This is a genomic window from Pseudonocardia sp. UM4_GMWB1, from assembly GCF_017312155.1.
GTDB lineage: Bacteria > Actinomycetota > Actinomycetes > Mycobacteriales > Pseudonocardiaceae > Pseudonocardia > Pseudonocardia alni.
This window is the reverse complement of sequence record NZ_QJPN01000001.1, coordinates 1,695,845-1,719,276: the sequence shown is the minus strand read 5'-3', so window position 1 is coordinate 1,719,276 and position 23,432 is coordinate 1,695,845. Positions and strand designations below refer to the sequence as shown.

26 protein-coding genes are annotated in these 23,432 nt (G+C 75.2%); 8 read left to right on the top strand and 18 right to left on the bottom strand.

Annotation, left to right across the window (positions count from 1 at the left end; all coding sequences use genetic code 11):
• Nucleotides 1-50 precede the first annotated feature (50 nt).
• The 3 genes from DMP15_RS08345 to DMP15_RS08335 form a co-directional block, all read right to left on the bottom strand.
• Nucleotides 51-710, bottom strand: coding sequence for an SDR family oxidoreductase (locus DMP15_RS08345; protein ID WP_073578449.1), 660 nt, complete (start codon nt 708-710; stop codon nt 51-53).
• Entirely contained in the window at nt 710-1,030 is a 321-nt protein-coding gene (locus DMP15_RS08340; RefSeq protein WP_073578450.1) for a hypothetical protein, read from the bottom strand. Before DMP15_RS08340 ends, DMP15_RS08345 begins: the two co-directional genes overlap by 1 nt.
• A 213-nt stretch (nt 1,031-1,243) precedes the next feature.
• On the bottom strand, nt 1,244-1,645 hold the full coding sequence (locus tag DMP15_RS08335; protein WP_337825591.1) for a hypothetical protein: 402 nt from the start codon (nt 1,643-1,645) through the stop codon (nt 1,244-1,246).
• 104 nt (nt 1,646-1,749) lie between these two features.
• Here DMP15_RS08335 and DMP15_RS08330 point away from each other — a divergent pair, with 104 nt between their 5' ends.
• The gene (locus DMP15_RS08330; RefSeq protein WP_073578453.1) at nt 1,750-2,529 is read left to right on the top strand and encodes an isocitrate lyase/PEP mutase family protein; all 780 of its coding nucleotides are present in this window, start codon (nt 1,750-1,752) and stop codon (nt 2,527-2,529) included.
• A gap of 29 nt (nt 2,530-2,558) precedes the next feature.
• Nucleotides 2,559-2,807 carry a hypothetical protein gene (locus DMP15_RS08325; RefSeq protein ID WP_073578454.1) on the top strand — a complete coding sequence of 83 codons (249 nt, stop codon included), beginning with the start codon at nt 2,559-2,561 and terminating at the stop codon, nt 2,805-2,807.
• A 157-nt stretch (nt 2,808-2,964) separates the two neighbouring features.
• Here the strand turns inward: DMP15_RS08325 and DMP15_RS08320 are convergent, their stop codons facing one another.
• The 9 genes from DMP15_RS08320 to DMP15_RS08280 all read right to left on the bottom strand — a co-directional run bounded on the left by DMP15_RS08320 (nt 2,965) and on the right by DMP15_RS08280 (nt 11,761).
• Nucleotides 2,965-3,999: a methionine synthase gene (locus DMP15_RS08320; protein ID WP_073578580.1), complete on the bottom strand. Its 1,035-nt coding sequence runs from the start codon at nt 3,997-3,999 to the stop codon at nt 2,965-2,967.
• Between the two features lie 271 nt (nt 4,000-4,270).
• Nucleotides 4,271-4,717, bottom strand: coding sequence for a nitroreductase/quinone reductase family protein (locus DMP15_RS08315; RefSeq protein WP_253067394.1), 447 nt, complete (start codon nt 4,715-4,717; stop codon nt 4,271-4,273).
• A 99-nt stretch (nt 4,718-4,816) separates the two neighbouring features.
• A complete protein-coding gene (locus DMP15_RS08310) occupies nt 4,817-5,278 on the bottom strand; it encodes a nitroreductase family deazaflavin-dependent oxidoreductase (protein ID WP_073578455.1) in 462 nt (153 codons plus the stop codon).
• 264 nt (nt 5,279-5,542) lie between these two features.
• Nucleotides 5,543-6,625 (bottom strand): tRNA 2-thiouridine(34) synthase MnmA, encoded by a 1,083-nt coding sequence (gene mnmA / locus DMP15_RS08305; RefSeq protein ID WP_073578456.1) that lies wholly within the window; start codon nt 6,623-6,625, stop codon nt 5,543-5,545.
• Between the two features lie 3 nt (nt 6,626-6,628).
• Entirely contained in the window at nt 6,629-7,837 is a 1,209-nt protein-coding gene (locus tag DMP15_RS08300) for a cysteine desulfurase family protein (protein ID WP_073578457.1), read from the bottom strand.
• 67 nt (nt 7,838-7,904) lie between these two features.
• Complete coding sequence (locus DMP15_RS08295) at nt 7,905-9,023, bottom strand: lysophospholipid acyltransferase family protein (protein WP_083659164.1); 1,119 nt, start codon at nt 9,021-9,023, stop codon at nt 7,905-7,907.
• Entirely contained in the window at nt 9,020-9,787 is a 768-nt protein-coding gene (locus tag DMP15_RS08290) for a GNAT family N-acetyltransferase (protein WP_337826682.1), read from the bottom strand. Before DMP15_RS08290 ends, DMP15_RS08295 begins: the two co-directional genes overlap by 4 nt.
• A gap of 195 nt (nt 9,788-9,982) precedes the next feature.
• Complete coding sequence (locus DMP15_RS08285) at nt 9,983-10,930, bottom strand: electron transfer flavoprotein subunit alpha/FixB family protein (protein WP_161152868.1); 948 nt, start codon at nt 10,928-10,930, stop codon at nt 9,983-9,985.
• Nucleotides 10,931-10,975: 45 nt separating this feature from the next.
• On the bottom strand, nt 10,976-11,761 hold the full coding sequence (locus DMP15_RS08280) for an electron transfer flavoprotein subunit beta/FixA family protein (RefSeq protein WP_161152869.1): 786 nt from the start codon (nt 11,759-11,761) through the stop codon (nt 10,976-10,978).
• Nucleotides 11,762-12,159: 398 nt separating this feature from the next.
• Here DMP15_RS08280 and DMP15_RS08275 point away from each other — a divergent pair, with 398 nt between their 5' ends.
• Nucleotides 12,160-12,456, top strand: a complete 297-nt coding sequence (locus DMP15_RS08275) for a hypothetical protein (RefSeq protein WP_161152870.1) — start codon at nt 12,160-12,162, stop codon at nt 12,454-12,456.
• Between the two features lie 7 nt (nt 12,457-12,463).
• On the opposite strand, the gene DMP15_RS08270 is transcribed toward DMP15_RS08275, so the two are convergent.
• From DMP15_RS08270 to DMP15_RS08260, 3 genes are all read right to left on the bottom strand, one after another.
• Complete coding sequence (locus DMP15_RS08270) at nt 12,464-13,876, bottom strand: phytoene desaturase family protein (RefSeq protein ID WP_100878558.1); 1,413 nt, start codon at nt 13,874-13,876, stop codon at nt 12,464-12,466.
• A 22-nt stretch (nt 13,877-13,898) separates the two neighbouring features.
• Complete coding sequence (locus tag DMP15_RS08265; RefSeq protein ID WP_073578461.1) at nt 13,899-14,669, bottom strand: SDR family NAD(P)-dependent oxidoreductase; 771 nt, start codon at nt 14,667-14,669, stop codon at nt 13,899-13,901.
• A 76-nt stretch (nt 14,670-14,745) separates the two neighbouring features.
• Complete coding sequence (locus DMP15_RS08260) at nt 14,746-16,545, bottom strand: DUF3556 domain-containing protein (RefSeq protein WP_073578462.1); 1,800 nt, start codon at nt 16,543-16,545, stop codon at nt 14,746-14,748.
• A gap of 299 nt (nt 16,546-16,844) precedes the next feature.
• Between DMP15_RS08260 and DMP15_RS08255 the strand changes: the two genes are divergently transcribed.
• On the top strand, nt 16,845-18,068 hold the full coding sequence (locus tag DMP15_RS08255; RefSeq protein WP_253068573.1) for a PucR family transcriptional regulator: 1,224 nt from the start codon (nt 16,845-16,847) through the stop codon (nt 18,066-18,068).
• A gap of 14 nt (nt 18,069-18,082) precedes the next feature.
• Here the strand turns inward: DMP15_RS08255 and DMP15_RS08250 are convergent, their stop codons facing one another.
• Both DMP15_RS08250 and DMP15_RS08245 read right to left on the bottom strand, forming a co-directional pair.
• Nucleotides 18,083-18,289 (bottom strand): hypothetical protein, encoded by a 207-nt coding sequence (locus DMP15_RS08250; protein ID WP_073578464.1) that lies wholly within the window; start codon nt 18,287-18,289, stop codon nt 18,083-18,085.
• Nucleotides 18,290-18,461: 172 nt separating this feature from the next.
• Nucleotides 18,462-18,686, bottom strand: a complete 225-nt coding sequence (locus DMP15_RS08245) for a hypothetical protein (protein ID WP_337825590.1) — start codon at nt 18,684-18,686, stop codon at nt 18,462-18,464.
• A 152-nt stretch (nt 18,687-18,838) separates the two neighbouring features.
• On the opposite strand from DMP15_RS08245, the gene DMP15_RS08240 reads away from it, so the two are divergent.
• From DMP15_RS08240 to DMP15_RS08230, 3 genes are all read left to right on the top strand, one after another.
• Nucleotides 18,839-19,588, top strand: coding sequence for a class I SAM-dependent methyltransferase (locus DMP15_RS08240; protein WP_073578466.1), 750 nt, complete (start codon nt 18,839-18,841; stop codon nt 19,586-19,588).
• Nucleotides 19,585-21,078 carry a 1,4-alpha-glucan branching protein domain-containing protein gene (locus DMP15_RS08235; RefSeq protein WP_073578467.1) on the top strand — a complete coding sequence of 498 codons (1,494 nt, stop codon included), beginning with the start codon at nt 19,585-19,587 and terminating at the stop codon, nt 21,076-21,078. The genes DMP15_RS08240 and DMP15_RS08235 overlap by 4 nt, the downstream gene beginning before the upstream one ends.
• A 76-nt stretch (nt 21,079-21,154) precedes the next feature.
• Nucleotides 21,155-22,393, top strand: a complete 1,239-nt coding sequence (locus tag DMP15_RS08230; RefSeq protein WP_073578468.1) for a glycosyltransferase family 4 protein — start codon at nt 21,155-21,157, stop codon at nt 22,391-22,393.
• A 14-nt stretch (nt 22,394-22,407) separates the two neighbouring features.
• On the opposite strand, the gene DMP15_RS08225 is transcribed toward DMP15_RS08230, so the two are convergent.
• Complete coding sequence (locus DMP15_RS08225) at nt 22,408-23,127, bottom strand: acyltransferase (protein WP_301548989.1); 720 nt, start codon at nt 23,125-23,127, stop codon at nt 22,408-22,410.
• A gap of 81 nt (nt 23,128-23,208) precedes the next feature.
• On the opposite strand from DMP15_RS08225, the gene DMP15_RS08220 reads away from it, so the two are divergent.
• Nucleotides 23,209-23,412, top strand: a complete 204-nt coding sequence (locus DMP15_RS08220; RefSeq protein ID WP_073578469.1) for a hypothetical protein — start codon at nt 23,209-23,211, stop codon at nt 23,410-23,412.
• The last annotated feature ends 20 nt before the right edge of the window (nt 23,413-23,432 follow it).

The window sequence follows — 23,432 nt, the reverse complement described above, 5'->3', positions numbered from 1 at the left end:
TACAGCGCGCGGGGCGCGACCGAGCAGGACGCCACAGGGCAGGGAGGGGGTCAGCCCGCCGCGTCGGCCGGGTCGCCGTGGCGCACGTCCACCGGCCACGCCCCGGCGGGCAGCCGGTGCAACCGGGCGTAGTGCTCGGCGATGTCGTCCGGGTCGTAGGCGGTTCCCGGCGCGACCGGCCCGCACACGGTCACGGTCGCCGACCGCACCCCTCGCGGCCCGAACTCGGCGTCGAGCAGCTCGGCCAGCGCGCGCAGCCCGGCCTTGCCCAGCGACAGGCTCGTCAGCTGCGGCAGTGGGTGCGGCATGCCGGCCGTCATCAGGTAGCTGCCGCCGTCGCCGTCGGCCATCACCGGCAGCAGCGCCGCGGCAGTGGTCACCGCGCCGCCGACGTTGACCGCCCAGGTGTCGCGCAGCGTCGCCGCGTCGAGCCCGGTGACGGTGTCGGCACGGATCACCCCGGCGTTGTAGACGACGACCTCGGGCACCCCGAGCCGCTCGACCAGGCCGCCGAGCGCGGTGCGCAGCGCCGCCTCGTCGGCGACGTCGGCGGTGGCACCGGCTGCCCCGCCGGGGAGGTCGGCGAGCAGGCCGTTGACCGTGGACGACGAGCGGGCGAGCACCCCGACGGGGTGGCCGGCGGCGGCGAAGCGGCGGGCGACCGAGCGGCCGATGCCCGGCCCCGCGCCGACGACGAACACGGCGGCCATCAGTCGGGCAGTTCCGAGGCGGACCGCATCCCGGTCACCACGACGGTGTCCCTACCGCCGCACCGCGCGCCGAGCTCGTGGCAGGGGCGCCGGCGGAGCCGGTTCACCGGTCCCGTCGGGCGGTGCGCGGCGAGCCCGTGCCACGGCCGGAACGCGATCGGGTCGCCGGCGGGCACCCGGCGCCGCGGCGCGTGGGCGTGCTGCGGCAGGAACGTCGGCGTCGCGACGGTGGCAGTGGTCGCGAGCTCGCCGGAGGCGCCCGGCTCGTGCACGTCGGGCTGCCGCCGTGCGACGGCGTCGGTGCAGGGAATCGGTGGCACACCACCGGTTACCCCGTGATCAGGTCGCCCATCCCCCGGCACCGGCACGAGCTACCCGTCACGACGTCGCCGGCCGCCGACGACGGCGCGAGGGTGAGGGCGAGCTCGGCGCCGTGCTCGCGCGTCGAGGCCATCATCTCCGCCGAGCGACGCCCCGTGCCGACCATGCCGCGCAGGCCCCGCGGCGAGCGGGCCGGGCGGCCGGCCCGCAGGTCAGTGGATGTGGCAGACGTCCGGCGCACAGGCCGGTGTGGTGTCGGTGCCGTCGAGCGGGGCGGGTCCCGGCCCGGTGACGGCGAGGATCACGAAGGCGGCCAGCCAGATCAGCCCGCCGGCCAGCCCGGCCACCGACAGTCCCGCGGCGGCGATCGGGGTGCGGGACCGGCCCGGGCAGGAGCGGACCGCGCCCAGGGTGCCGAGCACCAGACCGCCGATGGCCAGGACCACCCCGGCGGAGGCGAGGGCGAGACCGGCGACGGTCGGTGACGACACCGCGGACAGCGCGGTGGCGACGGCGACGAACACCGAGCCCAGCGCTCCCAGGACGAGCGCGGACGACCCGAGGCCACCCCGCGGGGCGGTCGGGTGTCGGGTGTCGGACCGGTCTCGGAGCACGGCCCCAGAATCGGGGCCGGGCGGCCCCACCGCTGTCAGGGACACGACAGATCCTCAGTTCTGGGTACGCGGCGGCGGTCCCGCAACCGCCCTACGGTGACCGCATGACCTCTACCGCCGAGAAGGCCACGAAGCTCCAGGAGCTGCACGCCGCGTCCGAGCTGCTGCTCGTCGTCAACGTCTGGGACGCGATCACCGCGAAGGTCGTCGCCGAGACGCCGGGCACGAAGGCCCTCGCCACCGCCAGCCACGGCATCGCCGCCTCCCGCGGCTACGAGGACGGCGAGAACATCCCGCGCGACCTGATGATCGCCGAGGTCGGGTTGATCGCGAAGGTCGCGGGCGACCTGCCGGTCACCGCGGACCTGGAGGCCGGCTACGGCGACCCCGGCGGCACCGTGGCCCGCGCGATCGACGTCGGCATCGTCGGGGCGAACCTGGAGGACCAGGTCAAGCCGCTCGCCGACGCCGTGAAGGCGGTCGAGGCGGCCGTCGCCGCGGCCGAGTCCGCGGGCGTGGACTTCGTGCTGAACGCCCGCACCGACGCGTTCCTCAAGGCGGGCGACAAGGACCCCGAGGCCGTGCTGGCCGACGCGATCGAGCGCGGGAAGGCCTACCTCGACGCCGGCGCGTCGAACTTCTTCGTGCCGGGCAAGCTCGACGAGACCCAGGTCGGACGCCTGGTCGAGGTGCTCGGCGAGCGCCGGGTCAACCTGATCGGCATCCCCGGGTCGATCCCGCTGAAGCGCGCGCAGGAGCTGGGCGTCGCCCGCGTCTCCTACGGCCCGTGGAGCCAGAACGTCGCGCTGACCGCGCTGGAGGACCTCGCCACCGACGTCTACGCCGGTGGTGGCCTGCCCGAGGGCACCCGCAAGCTGAACTGAGCGGCGACCGGGCCGGCCCTCGGTCTCCCATGTCCGGCGCGCCCGCGTTGGACGGCGTCGTCGTCACTTCCCGGCCGGGTCCCGCCGCGGCCGGGACGAACTGCCCGTCGACGCGCATCGCCACCTGGTCGGCGGTGCGTGCGTCGGGGGCTCCGAGCTGCCCTCCGACGCCACCGGGTCGATCCGCGAGCAGCCTGTACGTGTTCGGCGGGCTGCTCGTCGCGGGTGGGCTGCTGGTGCCCGCGGTGCGCCCGGAGCAGGTGGACGGGCAGCGCTGACCGGCGCGGGTCCGTCCCCGCCGCGCTGTGCTCCCTCCGGCGCGCGGTGATCCACCCGGCGCGCGCGTCCGGACACGAGCGTGGAGCGGATCACCGCGCGACGAGTGGATCAGCTCACGGAGGTCGCTGTATCGCCGGGGGGCAGAGCGCGTGGGGGTCAGCGCTCGTCGGCGGGCGGGACCTCGTCGGGGTCGGCGAAGGCCTTCCCCAGCTCCCGGGACAGGGCGAGCGCGCGGTGCGCCCAGGCCGGGGTCGCCCCGGCGAGCCCGCAGGCGGGCGTCGGGACGGCGAGCCGGGCCAGCCGCGGCCGGTCGAAGCCCAGCCGGTCGGCGAGGTCGTAGCCGATCCGGGCGAGGTCGCCGACCGCCGGTTCGCGGGCCGGCGCGGTGCCGGGCAGCAGCCCGAGGAACAGCGGGACACCGCTGTCCCAGGTCTCGCCGATCGCGTCGAGAGCGCGTGGCTCGGCGGTGGCCCCGGCGAACGCCGGTCGGGTCGCGTCGATCCCGACCGCGGCCGCACCGGTCCCGGCGAGCAGTCGGATCGGCGGGCGGTCCGCGCAGCAGTGCACGACGACCGGGGCGTCGATGCCGGCGATCAGGTCCCGGAGCACGTCCTGGGCGTCCGGCGCGGCGATCGAGCGGACGGTGCCGTAGCCGGACGCGGTCGGCAGCGACCCGGCGAGCACGGCGGGAAGGCCGGGCTCGTCGAGCTGGACGACGACCGTCGCCCCGGTCCGCTGCGCCACCTCGGCGACGTGGGCGCGCAGCCCCTCGGTCAGGCTGGCGGCGAACTCGCGGACGGCGCCGCGGTCGGTGAGCACCCGGTGCCCGGCGGCGAGCTCGACCGAGGCGGCGAGCGTCCACGGGCCGGCGACCTGGACCTTCACCCAGGACGGGCGGATGCGGTCGCAGGCGTCGTCGAAGGCGTCCAGGTCTCCGGACATCAGGTCGCGGGCCCGGCGCAGGTCGCGCCCGGGGTGGGCGGCGACCCGCCAGCCGGTCGGCACGACCTCGACGGCCAGGTCCACGAGCAGCCCGGCCGTGCGGCCGACGATGTCCGCGCCGACACCGCGGGCGGGCAGCTCGGGCAGCGCCGGGAACTCCGGGGTCTCGCCGGTGACCAGCGCACACGCCTCGCGGACGTCGACGCCGGGCAGCGAGCCGACGCCGGTGCCGACGCCCGCGGGCCACAGGGCGCGGGGCGCGGCGGGCTCGGCGGGGGCGTCGTCGACGACCTCGATGCGCGGCGGGGGCGGGAGGGTCTCACCGGGACGCACGTCGCCGAGTCCGGCGGCGGCGAGCGCGGCGGCCAGCGGGTCGGTGGGATCCGGGACGGTCACACCCCCAGTGTCCTCCGCCGTCCCGTCCGGGTGCGTGCGGCCCCGGTCCGGCGTCGGCGGGCGTGGTCGCCGGGAGTGGAGTGCGGCGGCGGGTGGGCTGCGCCCGGTGCTCCGCTCCTGGTGGTCACCGCAGGGCGAACACCGGGTGGCGGGGTGCGGCGGCGGCGAGCTCGGCATCGGTGGAGGCGGGATCGACGTCGTCGAACAGCATCCCGGCGGCCCGGCCGAGTCCGCGCACGTAGGCGCGCAGCACGGGGACGGCCGCCGCGGCGTCGAGCTCGACGGCCGACACCGGCTCCGCTCCCCCACGACCGCGCAGTTCGGCGCTCCCGCCGGCCGCGCGCAGGTTGAGGACCCAGTCGGTCTCACCGCGCGGCGAGATGAGGTGGCGGGTCCCGTCGAGCAGGACCGGGGTCAGCGGGACGGTGCGGATCCTGCCGCTGCGCCGGCCGCGGACGGCGAGCACGGCGGTGTCACCCGGGGTGATGCCGCGCTGGGCCAGGGCCCCGACCAGCGGGTTGAGGACGCGGCGCACCAGCATGCCGGGTGCTCGGTAGTCACGGTCGCTCACCGCGACAGCCTCTCACCGATCACGCCGTCCGTCGCTCCGGTGATCCCTCCTCCCGGAGCCCACGCGACCGAGGGGCGCTCCCGGCTCCGCGGAGAAGGATCACGCGGCCAGGACGAAGATCGGGTGGCAGTGGGCGACGGCGGCGAGCTCGGCGTCGGACGAGGACGCGTCGACACCGTCGAAGAACGTCCCGACCTCCCAGGCCCAGCGACGCAGGTACTCCCGCAGCACCGGGACGACGGCGGCCGGCTCGGTCAGCTCGGTCGCGGCCACCCGCTCGGTGCGACGGCCGACGGTCAGCTCCGCCTCCCCCGCGACGCGCAGGTTGCGCACCCACTGGGTCTCGCCGCGCGCGGCGACGAGGTAGCGGGCGCCGTCGTGGCGCAGCGGGTTGACCGGCGTGGTGCGGACCTCGCCGGAGCGGCGGCCGCGGACGCCGAGCACCGCGGAGCCGGCGAGCGGGAGGCCGAGCCGGGTCAGCCCGGCGACCAGGGGGTTCATCACCCGGCGGGTGATGCGGCCGGGGGCGATGTAGTGGAGCCGAGAGCGCTGGTTCGTCATGAGAGCAGTGTTCACTATCCGTCGCACAAGAGCAAGAGCAGTGCTCTCGTCGGGGTCGGTGCGGCGTGCAGGTTGCACCGAGTTGCAGGTCAGCGGGCTCGAACGGCTCCGCGCAGCCCGCTGGGGTGCATCTCGGCGGAGAGGCGATGCCGGACCAGGCCACTCGCGGCGCCGGCGGGGGGGCGTGCTCCGGGGCCGGTCAGGCGCCGCCGGGCGGGCCCGGGTCGGTCGGTGCCGCCGGGCGGACGCGGCCGGCGATCTCGGTCAGGCCGTCCCGGTGATCGTCGCCGACCCCAGGACGACGTCGCCGTCGTCGTCGGGGCGGTAGAAGGCGACGGCCTGCCCCGGGGCGACACCGCGCAGCGGTTCGGACAGCTCCACCTGCACGGCGGAGTCGAGCGGGGTGACGGTGGCGGGTGCGGTGCCGCCGTGCGCGCGGACCTGCACGACGCAGCCGAACGGTGCGTCCGGCGCCGCGCCCGAGGTCCACACGGGGGTACGCGCGGTGATCGCGGTGACGTCGAGCGCGGCCTCCGGTCCGACCCGCACGGTGCCGCTGACCGGCTCGATGCCGAGCACGTAGCGGGGGCGGCCGTCGGCGGCCGGCCGGTCGATCCCGAGGCCCTTGCGCTGCCCGACGGTGAAGCCGTGCACGCCGTCGTGGGTGCCGAGGGTCTCGCCGGAGGCGGCGTCGACCAGCGCGCCGGGAGTGGTGCCCAGGCGGTCGGCCAGGAAACCGCGGGTGTCGCCGGTGGGGATGAAGCAGATGTCGTGACTGTCGGGTTTCCCGGCGACGCGCAGCCCGAGCCGGGCGGCCTCGGCCCGGATCTCCGGCTTCGGGGTGTCGCCGACCGGGAACATCGCGTGCCGCAGCTGGTCGGCGCGCAGCACCGCCAGCACGTAGGACTGGTCCTTGCCCGCGTCGGCCGAGCGGCGCAGTACCGGCCCGGCCGGGTCGAGCTGCGCGTAGTGGCCGGTGCAGACGGCGTCGAAGCCGAGGGCGAGCGCCCGGTCCAGCACGGCCGCGAACTTGATCTTCTCGTTGCAGCGCAGGCAGGGGTTCGGCGTCTCCCCGGCCGCGTAGGCGGCGACGAAGTCGTCCACGACGTCGCGGGTGAACTCCTCGGACAGGTCCCAGACGTAGTACGGGATGCCGAGGACGTCGGCGGCGCGGGCGGCGTCGCCCGCGTCCTCCTTGGAACAGCAGCCCCGTGATCCGGAGCGCATGGCGTCCCGGGTGCGCGACAGCGCGAGGTGCACCCCGACGACGTCGTGTCCGGCGGCGACCGCCCGCGCGGCGGCCACCGCGGAGTCGACGCCGCCGCTCATCGCAGCGAGGACCCGCACGGCTCAGCCCGTGACCGACGCGGGGGTGCGACGGCTCGCGTTGCGGGCGCGCTCCACGACCGACCCGATGGCCCCGGCGACCGCGGCGACGTCGGCGGAGGTGCTGGTGTGCCCCAGGGAGAAGCGCAGCGACCCGCGGGCGGTGCACTCGTCGGCGCCCATCGCCAGCAGCACGTGGCTGGGCTGGGCGACGCCCGCGGTGCAGGCCGAGCCGGTCGAGCAGTCGATGCCGTGGGCGTCGAGCAGCATGAGCAGGCTGTCGCCCTCGCAGCCGGGGAACGACAGGTGCGCGTTGCCGGGCAGCCTGCCGGGACCGCCGTCGACCCGGGAGTCGGTGGTGTCACCGTTCAGGACCGCGTCGGGCACCTCGGTGCGCACGACGCGGACCAGCTCGTCGCGCAGCCCGGCCAGGTGCACGCGGCGGCTCGGCGCGGCGGCCACCGACTCGACGACGGCCGTCGCCAGCCCGGCCAGCGACGGCACGTCCAGGGTGCCGGAGCGGACGTCGCGCTCCTGGCCGCCGCCGTGCAGCAGCGGGGTGCAGGTGACCTCGCGGCCGAGCAGCAGCGCGCCCGCGCCGTAGGGGCCGCCGAGCTTGTGCCCGGTGAGGGTGAGGGCGTCGGCGCCGCTCGCGGCGAAGTCGACGTCGAGGATCCCGACGGCCTGCACGGCGTCGGTGTGGAACGGCACCCCGAACTCGTGGGCCACGGCGGCGAGCTCGCGCACCGGGTTGACGGTGCCGACCTCGTTGTTGGCCCACATGACCGAGACCAGGGCGTTCCCGTCCGGGTCCTCGGCGAGCGCGGCGCGCAGCGTCTCCGGGTGGACGCGGCCGGTCGCGTCGACCTCGAGCATCCGCAGCCGGGCTCCCTCGTGGGTGGCCAGCCACTCCGCCGCGTCGACGACCGCGTGGTGCTCGACGGCCGAGACCAGCACCCGGGTGCGGCGCGGGTCCGCGGCCCGGCGGGCCCAGAACAGGCCCTTGACCGCGAGGTTGTCGCTCTCGGTGCCGCCGGTCGTGAACACGACCTCGGACGGGCGCGCGCCGACCGCCTCGGCGATCCGCTCGCGCCCCTCCTCGACCGCGCGCCGGGCGCGGCGGCCCGACGAGTGCAGCGACGACGCGTTGCCGGTGCGGCCGAGCGCGTCGCTCATGGCGGCGACGGCGGCGGGCAGCATCGGTGTGGTCGCCGCGTGGTCCAGGTACGTCATCGGCCTCCAGGGTAGACCCCGTCGTGACAGCGGTGCGTGCCGAACCCGTCGTGGACGACCGTCCGTCTCACACGGCCGTGGCGGTCGTGACCGGTGGCGGGTGACGGACCCGGTCGCGGGCCCGGGCGGCCAGCGCGCGCCGGTCGGTGTGCGGGCCCGGCTCGACGAGCTCGCCCACGGTGACCTCACAGACCAGGCCGGGCAGCCTCAGCACCCGGCCGACGGTGTCGCCGAGGGTCTGCTCGCCGACGAACGCGGCGGCCGTCGTCGGCCGCCCGTCCGGGGTGGTGATCGCGACGGCGACCGGCCGGACCGGGGCACCCGCGTCGATCGCGGCCTGGAACGGGGCCCGCCGGTAGTCCCCGGAGATCGCGCCGCACCACGTCGTCGCCTCGGGGAAGACACCGACCAGCGTGCCGTCCCGCAGCGCGTCGGCGCAGGTCGCGACGGTGCCGGGGAGCCGGGACAGGCCCTCGCGGTGCACGAACAGGGTCCCGATGCGGGCCGCGAGCGCGCCGATCAGCGGCCAGTCCCGGACCTCCCGCTTGGCGAGCATGGTGACCGGGCCGATCGCACCGAGCGCCGGGATGTCGATCCACGACGTGTGGTCGGCCACGACCAGGGCGCCCCGCCCGTCCGCGGGCGCGAGCGGCCCGCCGCGCACGACGAGCCGGACCCCGGCGGCGCGGAGCACCGCGCGGTGCAGCGCCCGCAGGACCGGGTCCAGCACGCGGGCGCCGAACAGCGCGGCGACCGGGACGACGGTCACGGCCACCGCCAGCACCGACAGCAGTACCGCGGTACGGCGGGCCAGGCGCAGCGTGCCTGTCGTCGCACGCGGGGGCAGGCACTCCCGCGGGGTGCACGGCGACCAGGCCGCCCACGGCCCGCCGGGACGCCGCGACGCGGGCGGTGCCGGCGGGTGCGTGGGGTGGTCGACGAGCGGGTGCACCGGGGTCCGCAGGGCGGCGCGGGCCGGGTGGTGCACGGCACCACGGGGATCCCCCGGGACAGCCGGGGCCGGCGGGACGACCGGGGCGACCGGGGCTCCTGGCGGAGCGGACGACAGCACCGCGGGCCCGACGGACGGGACGGGGACGGTGGAGGCACGGCCGCGCGGCCGGAACCGGCGGCGCGGGCGGAGGGGCGCGCCGGCGTCGCCCTCCGGCCCGGCGGCGATGGTCATGCGCCCGTCACCCCGGCGGCGTCCTCGCCCAGGAAGAAGCGCAGGTAGCGCTGGTCGATGTGGTCCATCCCCAGCAGCACCGGGAAGTCCGCGACACCGAAGTCCGGGTCGTGCGCGGGCGGCCCGCACACCCAGGTGTTCAGGCGCAGGTAGCCGCGCAGCAGCGGCGGGATGCCGCCGCCCCGGCCCACGGGGGCGCCGGTCGGGTCCCAGGGGCGGTGCGGGACGGTGCGGTACTCCTCGGGCGCGAGGTGCTTCGCGCGGACCCGGTCCCAGACCGCGGCGGCCCGGGTGCCGCCGTCGGCGAGGGAGACGCTGGCGCAGCCGATCAGCCAGCGGTGCCCGGTGAGCAGCATGTAGCGGGCGAGCCCGGCCCACACCAGCCCGACGACGGCGCCGCCGCGGTGGTCGGGGTCCACGCAGGAGCGCCCGGTCTCGACGATGCCGGGGCGCAGCGGGTCGAGGTTGGTGAGGTCGAACTCGCCGTCGGCGTAGAGGCCGCCCGCGGCGCGCGCCCGCTGCGGCGGGAGCATCCGGTAGGTGCCGACGATCTCGCCCGTGGCGTCCTCGCGGACCACGAGGTGGTCGCAGTGGGCGTCGAAGCGGTCGACGTCGCGGCCGGGGACGGGGCTGTCGAGCCGGGCGCCCAGCTCACCCGCGAACACCCGGTGCCGCAGCGCCTGCGCCGCGGCGACGTCGCCGTCGTCGGTCGTGAGGAGCAGGGAGTACCGCCGGGCCGCGGTCTCGGGGGTCGAGACGATCACCTGGTTCACACCCGGCTTGGTACCGGCCGGGTGCGACACCCGGGCGGTTGCGGACCGACACGTCGGTGGCATCGGGGTGAACGGACCCGGACAGGTGTCGTCGCAGGCAGGAGCGGGTGAACAGGCCCCGCACACACGACGACGCCCGGGTGCAGGCGGCACCCGGGCGTCGACGCGGTGGAGGACCGGAAGGGCTCAGCCCTTGCGCTTGGCCACTTCCTCCTGCAGCTGCGGCGCGACCTTGAACAGGTCGCCGACGATGCCGAAGTCGGCGATCTCGAAGATCGGCGCCTCCTCGTCCTTGTTCACCGCGACGATCGTCTTCGACGTCTGCATGCCGGCGCGGTGCTGGATCGCGCCGGAGATGCCGAGGGCGATGTAGAGCTGCGGCGAGACCGACTTGCCGGTCTGGCCGACCTGGAACTGCGGCGGGTAGTAGCCGGAGTCGACCGCGGCGCGCGAGGCACCGACGGCGGCACCGAGGGAGTCCGCCAGGCCCTCGACGACCGTGAAGTCGTCGGCCGAGCCCACGCCGCGCCCACCGGAGACGATCACGGTCGCCTCGGTCAGCTCCGGACGGGACCCGCCCTGGATCGGCTCGCGGCCGGTCACGGTCGCGGCACGCCCGGACGGGGCCGGGACCTCGACGGTCTCGCGGGCACCCGCACCGGCGACGGCCTCGATCTCGATCGAGCCCGGGCGCACGGTGATGACCGGGTGCCCGGTGTTCGACTTGGCCTCGGCGGTGTAGGCACCACCGAAGATCGAGTGCGACACACCCTCGGCCGAGACGCCGACGACGTCGGACAGCAGCCCGGAGTTCGTCCGGACGGCGAGCCGACCGGCGACCTCCTTGCCGTTGCCGGTGGCCGCGAGCAGCACCGCGGCCGGGGACGCCGACCCGATGAGCGACTCCAGGACCGTCGTCTCCGGGGAGAGGAAGTCGGTGGAGTCGGTCTCGGCGACGTAGATCTTCTCGGCGCCGTGCTCGGTCAGGCCGTCGGCCAGCGTGTCCGCGGTGCCCGCGGCACCGACGACGACCGCCGACGGCTCGCCCAGCGCGCGGGCGGCGGTCAGCAGCTCGTAGGTGGTCTTCTTGATGTCACCGTCGACGTGGTCGACGAGGACCAGAACCTCAGCCATGATTCTCTATCTCCAAACGAAGAGGGAAGCCAGGAAGAACCGGGGTCAGATCAGCTTCTGGCCGACCAGGAACTCGGCGATCTTCGCGCCGCCGTCGCCCTCGTCGGTGACCTTCTCGCCGGCCTGCTTCGGCGGCTTCGGCGCCGCGGAGACGACCGTGGTCAGGGCGTTCGCCAGACCGACCTCGGAGGCGTCGATCCCGGCGCCGGCCAGGTCGAGGGTCTCCACCGGCTTCTTCTTCGCCGCCATGATCCCCTTGAACGAGGGGTAGCGCGGCTCGTTGGACTTCTCCCCGATCGACACCACGACCGGCAGCTCCGCGGTCAGGTGGGTGACGCCCTCGTCGGTCTCCCGCTTGGCCTTCACCGTGGTGCCCTCGACCGAGAGCTCGTTGGCGTGGGTCAGCGACGGCACACCGAGCAGCTCGGCGATCATCGCCGGGACCGCACCGATCTGGCCGTCGGACGCCGAGTTGCCCGCGATGACCATGTCCCAGCCGTCGACGGTGCCGATCAGCTTCGTCAGCGCCTTCGCGGTCTGCACCGCGCACGAGCCGTGGATGGCCTCGTCGGACAGGTGCACCGCGGAGTCCGCGCCCATCGACAGCGCCTTGCGGATCGCGTCGGTGGCCCGGTCCGGGCCCATGCTCACGACGACGACCTCGGAGCCGTCGTTCGCCTCCTTCAGCAGCAGGGCCTGCTCCACCGCGCGCTCGTTGATCTCGTCGATCACCGCCTCGGCACCCTCACGGTCGAGGGTGTGGTCGGAGTCGGACAGCTTCCGCTCCGAGTAGGTGTCGGCCACCTGCTTCACCAGGGTCACGATCTTCATAGGACCTCTTCGACCTCCTGCCGCGGCGGCCTGCGCCCACGCGCACACCGCGTCGTCCTTCGTCGCGTCCCGTCCCGGTCGTCCCGGGGCCGGGTCGTCTCGCGTCACCGTGACGGTGCTGCGCCGCGCGCTCTGGTCGGAGCGGGGGTGGGCCGCGGCGTCGCGCCCGTCGTAGCCGGTGACTCTGCCATTGCTCGTGCCGTAACGGCACGCCGTGCCACTGTGACGTTCATTGTTACCAACGAGTAGCGTCCCGGCAAACCGGGGCAGCTCGTGACCGTACTCACGCGCGGGACTCCTCACCTGGTGCGCGCACGAGGTCACACGCCGCAACCCCTGATCGGGGGTCCGGTTTCGCTACCGTCGGCACCTCGCGCACTCGGCAGGAGGGAGCCGTCGTGCAGGTGACGGGGTTCGACGACCGTCTGGGGACCGGTTACGTGCTCAGCACGGGGCCGCACGCCGACGAGGACGTACCGGGCAGCCGGACCGTCGAGCACGGCGGTCGCACCGTCCGGGCCACCGACGGTCTGGCCGCGATGCTGGAGGACGCGCTGGTCCACCGGCCGACCACACGTCTGGGGTGGGGCGGGCCGGAGGTCCCGCTGACCCTGGACGACGCGACGCTGCTGGCGTGGCTGCGCCAGGACATCGGCGGGGTGGTGGCCGTCAGCGGGGAGCCCGAACCCGTCTGAGCCGCCCTCAGCGGCCCAGGTGGGCGAGCGCGCGACGCGCGGCGTGCGCGCCGCACATCCCGTGCGCACCCGGGCCGGGCGGCGTCGCGGCCGAGCAGAGGAAGTGGCCCGGCGCCCCCGTGTCGTAGGGCTGCAGCGTCGTCCGCGGCCCGAGCAGCAGCTGCCGCAGGTCCTTGGACCCGGTCAGGATGTTCCCGCCGACGAAGTTCGGGTTGCCCGCGAACGCGGCCGGGTCGGTGACCATCGTGCCCACGACCCGCTCCCGGAAACCGGGCGCGAACCGTTCGATCTGCTCGGTGACCGCCTCGGTGGCGTCGCCGGTGTACCCGCGGGGGACGTGCGCGTAGGCCCACACGGGGTGGACGTCGCCCGCCGACCGGGACGGGTCGGCCAGGTACTGCTGCCCGACCAGGACGAACGGCCGCTCCGGCATCCGGCCCGCGTGCACCTCGCGCTCGACGAGTGCGTTCTCCGCCGCCGACCCGACGACGTGCAGCGTCCCGGCCCGTCGCGCGTCGGGGTGCGTCCAGGGCACGCCGCCCGCCACCGCGTAGTCGACCTTGAACGCGGCCGGGCCGTGGCGGAAGCGCCGGTAGGCCCGCGCGACCCGTGCCGGCAGCCGGTCCCCCAGCAGGGCGGGCAGCCGATCCGGGCCGACGTCCCACACCACGACGTCCGACGGCGGCAGCTCGTCCGCCGTCCGCACGTGCACCCCGGTCTCGACCTTCGCCCCGTGCTCGGCGAGCACCGCGGCGAGCGCGTCGGAGATCGCCCGCGACCCGCCCTCGGCGACGCCCCAGCCGTGCCGGTGCCCGGCGGTGAACAGGCCGAGCCCGATCGCCGAGGACAGCGGCCGGTTCAGCGGCCGGAACGCGTGCGACGCCGACCCCAGGAACAGCGCCCGCCCGCGCTCGGTGCGGAACGCCCTGGCCAGCACCTCCGCCGGGAGCACGGTGGGGGCACCGAACCGGGCCAGCAGGAGCGGGTGGCGCGGGATCCGCACCAGCGGGCCGAGGAAGTCCGGGGAGAAGGTGTCGTAGTCGCGCACCGGTCCGGTGAACAGCGCACGCCACAGCGCGCCGTCGGCCCCGAGGCCGGCCGCGGTGCCGGCGACCGAGCGGACCAGGACGCCGGCGTCGCCGCCGTCGAGGGGGTGGGCGCAGTCGACCTCCGGCAGCCGCCACCGCAGCCCGTACCGGTCCAGGCCCAGCTCCTCGAGCACCGGCGAGCCGACGGCCATCGGGTGCACCGCCGAGCAGTGGTCGACCAGCAGCCCCGGGACGATCGCCTCCACCGTGCGGGTGCCGCCACCGATCTCGTCGGCGGCCTCCAGCACGGTCACCGCCACCCCGGCGCGGGCCAGCAGGGCCGCGGCCACGAGCCCGTTCGGCCCGGATCCGACGACGGTCGCGGTGGTCATGGCGTCCTCCTGGGGTACCGGGTCAGAGCAGCGACGCGTCGAGGCCACCGTCGAGGACGAGCCCGCTGCCGGTGCAGAAGCGGGACCGGTCGCTCGCGAAGAAGAGCGCGGCCTCCGCGACGTCGTCGGGGGTGCCGTAGCCGCCCTGCTTCTGCTCGATCAGCCCGTCGAAGCCACCGGCGGGCAGGCCGAGCGCGGCCTCGAAGCCGGGGCGGGCCGACGTCACCAGGTCGGTGTCGACGAAACCCGGCAGCAACGCGTTGACCCGCACACCGTACGGCCGCAGCTCGGTCGCCGCGGTCCTGGTCAGGTTGACCACGCCGGCCTTGGCCGCGGCGTAGTGCCCGATCAGCGGGGAGCCCGCCGTCGCCGTGACCGAGGCGAGCGTGACGATCGTGCCGCCACCGGAGGCGATGATCGCGGGCGCGGCGTAGCGGATCGACAGGAAGACACCGTCGAGGTTGACCGAGGTGACCTCCCGCCAGTCGGCGAGACTCATCTCCAGCAGCGGCTGCGGGCGCCCGACCCCGGCGTTGGGGACGAGGACGTGCAGCCCGCCGTGCCGTTCGACGGTGTGCGCGACGAGCTCCTGGACCTGCTCCTCGTCGCGGACGTCGCAGGACAGGTGCGTGGCGTCCGGGATCTCCTGCGCCGTGCGCCGTGCGGCGTCGCCGTCGATGTCGGAGACGACGACGGTCGCCCCCTCCTCGGCGAAGCGCCGGGCGATCGCCCGGCCGAGGCCCTTGCCCGCGCCGGTGACGAGCGCGACGCGGCCGTCCAGTGCGTCTCCCATGTCGTGTCCCTCTCGTCGTGCGGTGTCGGTCCGGCGGGACGGGCGGGCTGCGGTGTCTCCGCCCGTCCCGCGGGTCTCAGGGGGCCGGGGCCTCGACGCCGTCGCCGGCCGTCGCCCGCTGCGGGGCGCGCCAGGTGACGGTCAGCGGGATCGGCCCGTTCGGCAGCCACGGCTGCTCGGCGACGGCGTCGGCGACCTTCCAGTACCCGCGCTCGACCACGCCGAAGGCGGCGTCGATCAGCTGGTAGTGCTGCACCGACGAGTGGATGGCCTGGGACTCCACCCAGCAGACGACGAACTCGCCGGGCGCGAACCCGATCCGCTTCTGCAGGGCGGCGATGAGCTGGGCGTCGTGCAGGTGGCCGTCGCCGAAGTTGAACCCGATGACGGAGTTGCAGCCGAACTCGGCCTCGCGGACGGTGCGGGAGTCCAGGTCGTCGAGCCGGGCGGCCAGGACCGAGAACAGGCCGCGGCCCTGGGAGTGCATCGACCGCCAGGCGATCGTCTGCTGCATGGTGACCTCGGCGACCGCCGGCGGGTAGCCCAGTGCCTGCAGCTGGTCGACCTGGTTGGTGGTGGGCCGGTGCGGCAGCCGGTTCAGCTTCTCCTCCGCCCCGGGGGTGAAGGTCCACAGCGCCGACGCCCAGTTGCCGGCGTACTGGCGCATCGAGGGCAGGAACGACACCAGGTCGGGTCGCAGGTTGCCCAGCACCGGGAAGAACGCCAGGCAGGCCACGATCGCGACGGTCAGCACCGGGGAGGACATGTCGCCGATGCCGAAGCCGTCGCCGTTGGGGAAGCCGAGGAACAGGAAGACCGCCAGGTAGCAGAACAGGATGTTCCACTCCAGTGGCACCGCGAGCGGGAACGTCGAGGTGATGAACAGGTGGAACACCACCATGAGCACCACACCGGCCAGGGTCAGCCGGTGGTCGGTCGAGAACAGCAGCACCAGCGGGGTGATGATCTCCACCGTCGTGCCGCCGACGTGGGCCATGAACGTCGCGAGCCGCGACGGCCGCAGGTCGCCCGAGGCGTCCCGGTAGTGCGCCCGCTTGATCCACTTCGAGGGGATGCAGGGGCTGTTGGACACCATCGGCGGGATGACGTTGGTGAAGTGCCTGCCGAACTTCGACACGCCCGCACCGATCCACACCATGCAGATCAGCAGCTTCGCCGCGACGATCATGTCGACGAAGGGCAGCGTCCCGAAGAACACCATCGCGGGCAGGTACTGCTCGCCGCGGGCGGCCAGGAAGATCGTCTTGTCGCGCAGGCCGCACAGGACCAGCAGCACGATCGGCGCGATCATCAGCCAGGGCGCGACCAGCCCGGAGGTGTTGTCGGGCAGCACCGCCGACAGCGACGCGCGCGGCACGCCGGGCAGCACCACCGCGGTCAGCAGCGAGGCGACGAGGCCCAGGTAGAGCACGACGTCGAGCAGGGTGCGGGTGTCGCCGTCGGTACCGGGGACGGCCTTCCACGGGCGGAGCCGGATGGTGCCGGGGCGGGCCCAGAACAGGATGCCGCCGGTCATCGGCCTGAACTTGCCCGCGATCGGCCCCCAGGACCCGGCGACGCCGACGACCTCCAGCAGCACCGTCCAGAGCACCAGCTTCTGGTAGACGACCGGCTGGTCCCACCAGCCCGACACGTCCCAGAACGGGCCGACGCCGGAGGTCCAGGTGATCAGCGCGGTCCCGATGACGCAGTAGAGGACGAGCAGCTTCACGACGTAGGTCGCCGGGATCATCTTCGGCGACCCGAAGCCGTACTGCGTCCAGTGCAGGGCGAGCGCCTTGGTCCGCTCGAACAACGGCCTGTCGAGGAAGGTGTCGAGATCGACCGGGGGGAAGTCCCCCGTCTTGAACCCCATCGTGCGGTCCTCTCCGGTGGAAGGTTCGGTGGCCGTCCGCGGGCGGTGTCCGGGCAGGACGGCTCCCCCGCCGGACCGTGCGGGTCCGCGGGAGGTCGGTGGGTGCCCCGGGTACGGGGGCCGGGCGGTGCGCGGGCGCGCCGGCCGCCGTCGGGATCGGTGTCGGGGAAACGTAGGTCCCCGGGTGTGACCGACGCCATGTACGGCGATCACGAATCGCGGGCGGCCCGTTGTGCCGGGGACACAACCGGGACGTACCCGCCGGTCCGGGGCCCGGCCGACCCGCTAGCGTCGCGCGGGTGTCCGCCCACGTCGACGAGGTCGTGGCGGCCGTCGCCCGCGACGTCGAGGCCCGGCTGCCCGAGCTGACGACCGCGATGACCGACTGGTTCGTCGAGGTCATCCCCGAGTTCCGGCACGACGAGACGCTGCGCAGTCTGATGGTCGCGAGCACCTCGGCGAACCTCGTCGCGATCATGGACATGCTCGTCCACTCGATCCCGATGGACCGCATCACGGTGCCGCCCGCGGCCGCCGAGTACGCCCGCCGCTTCGCCCAGCACGACCTGTCGCTGGAGGCGCTGCTGCGGGCCTACCGGCTCGGCGAGCAGATGTTCGCGCAGTGGGCGCTGGACGCGCTGCGGGCCGGGCCGCACCACGGGGACCCGGACGTGCTCGACGCGGTGTCGGTGCTGAGCGAGCGCACGAACCGCTACATCGACGAGGTCATCGCCGGACTCATCGACATCTACGAAGCCGAGCGACGGCGGTGGAGCACCCGGTCCGGAGCAGGGCTCGCGACCCGGGTCCGGATGGTGCTCGACACCGACCCGCTGACCGACGCGGCCGCCTCGGAGCTGCTGGGGATCCCGGTGACCGGCCGGCACACCGCGGCGCTGGTGTGGGCCCCCGCGTCCGGCGACGGCCCCGCCGACGGGCACGCGCTGCAGGCCGGGGCCCGGCTGCTCTACGAGGCGTGCGGGCGGACCCCGCTGACGGTGCTCGCGGACAGCCGCACACTGTGGGCGTGGCTGTCCGGGCCCGACGAGGTGCGGCTGGACGTCGGCCTGCTCCGCGACCGGCTCCCGGCCGGGGTGCGGATCGCCGTCGGCGGGTCGGCCGCCGGGATCGACGGGTTCCGCGGCTCGCTCGCCGAGGCGCAGCGGGCCCGTGCGGTGGCCGAGACCGCCGAGGACCGGCCCGCGGTCGTCCGGTTCGACGACGTCGCCGTCGCCGCGCTGCTCACCGACCGGTCCGAGGACCTGCGCCGCTGGGTCGCCCGGACCCTGTCCGGACTGACCGCCGACGAGCCCGGCACCGACCAGCTGCGCGAGACGCTGCGGGTGTTCCTGGCCGCCGGGGGGAGCTACATCCAGGCCGCGGCCCGGCTGCACCTGCACAAGAACACGGTGCACTACCGGGTGCGCAAGGCCGAGGAACTGCTCGGGCGCCCGGTCGGGGAGGACCGGCTGCAGGTCGAGGTGGCGCTGCTGGCGGCGTCGCTGCTGCGGGGACGGCTGTAGTCCGACGCCTCTGCTCAGCTCACGCGGCGGCCGGGCGGGGGCTCGGCGGGGACGCGGTCCTCCTCGGGCACGACCATCGACAGCACCTCGCCGAGTGCCTCGTCGTCCATCGCGCGCGGCTCGACCGGCTCGTCGCCGAGCACACCCGACACCACCCAGGACCCGGACCGCCCGGTGATGGTGAGCGACAGCGTCTCGTTCTCGTCCACCGGGTCGTTCATCCTGGGCTCCTCTCGGCACGACGCCGTCGGCGTCACCCCTGGCCCGCACGGGCCCGGGGTATGGCGGATACCCGTCGGTGGGCAGGTGATACCCGTCCGGGGGCCGACCGCACGCCGACCGGCACGAACCGTGCGCCGACCGCGAAACGGACGTGCGCGACCGGACTGCGGCTCAGCCCGCGTGACGGCGGCCGGGCGCGGGGGCCGGGTACGCGGGCCCGTGCGCTGACGACGGTGCCACCGGCAGCATCGCCCACAGCATCTCGGCGAGTGCGCCGTCGTCCAGCCCCTTGAGCGGCAGCGGTTCCCGGCCGAGCACACCCGACACCAGCCAGGATCCGCTACGGCCGGTGATGGTCAGCGTCACCGTGTCCTCGTCGGTCGCGATGTCGTTCATGTGTCCCCCTCCGTCGTGCCTGGCGGGATGTCGGTCGGGCTCCACGTCATCAGACGTCCGTGGTGACACTGCGTTGCTCCGCGTCGACGAGCGGTAGCGCACGCGAGGGGACCGGTGCGAACTCCCTCCGACGGGCGTGGTGAAGTCGGTGGGTGACCAGCAGCCTGCCCCTCACCGGAGAGCGCACCGTCCCGGGCGTCAGCCACGAGAACTACTGGTTCCGCCGCCACGAGGTGGTCTACGCGGCCATCGCCGCCGACTGCTCGGGCGTGGCCGTGCTGGAGGCCGGCTGCGGCGAGGGCTACGGCGCCGACCTGCTCGCCGGGGCCGCCCGCTCGGTGCTGGCGCTGGACTACGACGCGACGACCGTGGCCCACGTCCGTGCCCGCTACCCGCGGGTGGGCGTGGCCCGGGCCAACCTCGTGGCGCTGCCGGTGCCCGACGGGAGCGTCGACGTCGTCGTGTCGTTGCAGGTCATCGAACACCTGTGGGAGCAGGAGCGGTTCCTGCGCGAGTGCAGGCGGGTGCTGCGTCCCGGCGGGCGGCTCATGGTGTCGACGCCGAACCGGATCACCTTCTCCCCCGGTCGTGACACCCCGCTCAACCCGTTCCACACCCGCGAGCTCGACCCGCGCGAACTGGCCGGCCTGGTCGACGACGCCGGGTTCGGCCGTGTCGTCGTGCAGGGGCTGCACCACGGTCCGCGGCTGCGCGAGCTCGACGCCCGCCACGGTGGTCTCATCGAGGCGCAGACCCGGCTGGCGTTGTCCGGGGAGCCGTGGCCGCACGCGCTGGCCGTCGACGTCGCCGGGGTGCGGTGCTCGCACTTCGTGCTGCGCACCGGCGACGACACCGACCTCGACGCCTCGCTCGACCTGCTGGTCACGGCGACCCGGCCGTGAGCGGCGCGCCCGTCGGGACGTTCTGCCTCGTCCTGCACTCGCACCTGCCGCTGCTGGCCCGGCACGGCCGGTGGCCGGTCGGCGAGGAGTGGCTCTACCAGTCCTGGGCGCACTCCTATCTGCCCGTCGTCGCGATGCTGCGGGAGCTGGCCGAGGAGGGCCGCACCGGGCTGGCCACCCTCGGGGTGACGCCGGTGCTGGCCGCGCAGCTCGACGACCCGCACTGCCTGCGCGGGGTGCACGACTGGCTCGGCGGGTGGACGCTGCGCGCGCACTCGGCGGCGGGCCGGCTGCCGGACCTGGCCGCGCACGAGCACCGGGTGTCGACGGCGGCGACGGCCGAGTTCGAGCGGCACTGGCGCCACGGCGGGTCGCCCGCCCTGCGCGGTCTGCGCGATTCCGGCGCCGTCGAGCTGCTGGGCGGGCCGGCGGCGCACCCGTTCCAGCCGCTGCTCGACCCGCGGGTGCGGGCGTTCTCGCTGCGCGCCGGGCTCGACGACCACGCCCTGCGCCTGGGCGCCCGGCCGGCCGGGATCTGGGCGCCCGAGTGCGGCTTCGCACCCGGGATGGAGGACGGCTACGCCGCCGCCGGGGTGCGCCGCTTCCTCGTCGACGGCCCCGCGCTGCGCGGCGACACCGCGTTCGCCAGGCCGGTCGGGACCTCCGACGTCGTGTGCGTCGGCCGCGACCTGGAGATCACCTACCGGGTGTGGTCGCCCCGCAAGGGCTACCCCGGTTCGGCCGAGTACCGCGACTTCCACACCTGGGACCACGAGTCCGGCCTCAAACCGGCGCGGGTCACCGGACGGCGGGTACCGACCGAGCGGAAGAAGCCCTACACCCCCGCGCTCGCCGCCCGCGCCGTCTCCCGCGACGCCGACGACTTCGTCGACACCGTCGTCGCACGGCTGACCGCGCTGCGCGCCGAGCACGGCCGCCCGGCGCTGACCGTCGCCGCGTTCGACACCGAGCTGTTCGGGCACTGGTGGCACGAGGGACCTGCCTGGCTGGCCGCCGTGCTCCGCAGGTTGCCCGAGGCCGGGGTCGCCGTGCGCACCCTCGGCGACGCCGTCGACGACGGTCTGGTCGGCGACCCGGTCGACCTGCGGGAGTCGTCCTGGGGCTCGGGCAAGGACTGGCGGGTCTGGGCCGGGCCGCAGGTCGCCGACCTGGTCGCGCGGAACGCCGCGGTCCAGTCCGACCTGCTCGCCGCCCCGCTGCCCGGCCCCCTCCGGGACCCGCTGGCCGACCTGCTCGCCGACCAGGCGCTGCACGCCCTGTCCAGCGACTGGGCGTTCATGGTCAGCAAGGACTCCGCAGCCGGGTACGCCCGCTCCCGCGCCGACCTGCACGCCGGACGGGTGGCGGAGCTGTCCGGGCTGCTGCGCGCCGGGCGACGGCGGGCCGCACAGCGCCGGGTCGCGGCGTGGGCGGACACGCCGCTGCCGACCTTCGGGCACGTGGACGCCCGGGACCTGGGACGGGTCTGACCACGAACTCGCTCACCCGGTGCGCGGACGGCGCCCCGGGGGTTACCGCCGGTCCGGTGTTTGTCAGGATCTAGCGATGCGGGTGCTGATGGTCAGCTGGGAGTTCCCGCCGGTCGTCGTCGGCGGGCTGGGCCGGCACGTGCACGCGCTGTCCCGCGAGCTCGTCGCGGCCGGGCACGAGGTCGTCGTGCTGTCCCGGGCCCCCACCGGCACCGACGCCGAGACCCACCCGACCCGCACCGAGACCGTCGACGGGGTGCGGGTGCTGCGGGTGGCCGAGGACCCGCCGGAGCTGGAGTTCGGCACCGACCTGGTCGCGTGGACGCTCGCGATGGGGCACGCGATGCTGCGCCACGCACTGACCGCGTTGCTGCCGAGCTGGCGGCCGGACGTCGTGCACGCCCACGACTGGCTCGTCGCGCACCCGTCGATCGCGCTCGCCGACGTCCTCGGGGTCCCGCTGGTCGCGACCGTGCACGCCACCGAGGCGGGCCGGCACTCCGGCTGGCTGCCGGGGCCGCTGAACCGGCAGGTGCACTCCACCGAGTGGTGGCTCGCGCAGCGCGCGGACGAGGTCATCACCTGCTCCGGCGCGATGCGCACCGAGGTGTCGGCACTGCACGACCTCGACCCGGCCGCCGTCCATGTGGTGCACAACGGCATCGACCCGCGTCGCTGGCGGTCCCGCGCCGCCGCTCCCGCGCACGCCGGCGACGGGCCGAGGATCGTCTACTTCGGACGTCTGGAGTACGAGAAGGGCGTCCAGGACCTGATCGCGGCACTGCCCCGGATCCGGCGGCGGCACCGCGGGACCCGGCTGCTCGTCGCCGGGAGCGGGACGCAGCAGGAGATGCTGGCCGAGCGCGCGGCGCAGCACCGGGTGACGCGCTCGGTGACCTTCCTCGGCCACCTGCCCGACGGCGAGCTGACCGCCCTGCTGCGCGGCGCGGACGCGGTCGTCCTGCCGAGCCGCTACGAGCCGTTCGGAATCGTCGCGCTGGAGGCCGCCGCGGTGGGAGCGACTCTCGTCGCCTCGACCGCGGGCGGGCTCGGCGAGCTGGTCCGCGACGGCGAGACCGGCCTCGGGTTCGCCCCCGGCGACGTCCCCGGGATCGCCGACGCCGTCGACCGGGCGCTGGCCGACCCGTCCGCCGCCCGCCGCCGGGCCCGCGCGGCCCGGGCCCGGCTGCGCACCGACTTCGCCTGGCCGGTCATCGCCGGGCACACCGCCCGCATCTACGCCGGCGCCACCGCTGCCGGGCCGCGGGAGCTCCCCCGTCCGAAGATCCCCACCGGGAACCTGTTCAGCGCCTGAGCCCGCGGCGCGGCTCAGGCCCGGTCGAGCCGGGCCTGCAGGGCCCGGTCGGCCTTGCGTGCCATGTCCGCGACCGCGGCGCGCTCGGCGGCGGCGGCCTCGTAGTCGGCCCGCCGGTCGCGCACCACCCGGGCCGGGGTCCCGACGGCGATCGACTCCGCGGGGATGTCCCCCCGCGCGACCGCGTGCGCCCCGAGCACGCTGCCCGGGCCGATCCGGGTGCCGCGCAGCACCGAGGTCTTCACCCCGAGCCAGCAGCCCTCGCCGATCCGGACCGGCGACTTCACGATGCCCTGGTCCTTGATCGGGCGCCGGACGTCGGAGGTGCGGTGGTCGAAGTCGGTGACGTAGACCCAGTCGGCGACGAGCGTCGTCGCGCCGATCTCGACGTCGAGGTAGCAGTTGACGGTGTTGTCCCGGCCGAACACGACCTTGTCGCCGATCCGCATCGAACCCTCGTGGCAGCGCAGGGCGGTGCCGTCGCCGATGTGCACCCAGCGGCCGATCTCGAGCCGCCCGAATCCGGGTCGGGCCTCGATCGTCACGTCCCGGCCCAGGAACACCATGCCGCGCAGTACGACGTGCGGGTGCCGCAGTCGCAGCTTCGCCAGCCGCCAGTACCGCCGCAGGTACCAGGGGCTGTACGCGCGGTGGCGCAGGATCCAGCGCAGCGAGGTGAGGCTGAACAGCTTCGCCTGCTCCGGGTCGGCGTCGGGGATCGGCGGACGTCGCACCCGGCAGAGACTAGGCGTGTGCACCCCACCGGCGACGGGTACCTCCGGCGAGTACCCGTACCCCACCCGAGAGGTCCGCTTGTGAGCGAGCACCGCCAGCCCGACGACGGCACCGACGTCGGCACCGACGAGCTGACCTCCGGAGGAGGCGGCACCTCCCGCGTCGACACGGACAAGGCAGGCAACCCGCGGCCCGACGCGACGACCGACGACTCCGGGGCCACCGGGGCGGCCGCCCGCGAGGTCGAGGCGGACAACGAGGACGAGCCCACCCGCAGCGAGTGATCACCCCGGCGGGCCGGTCG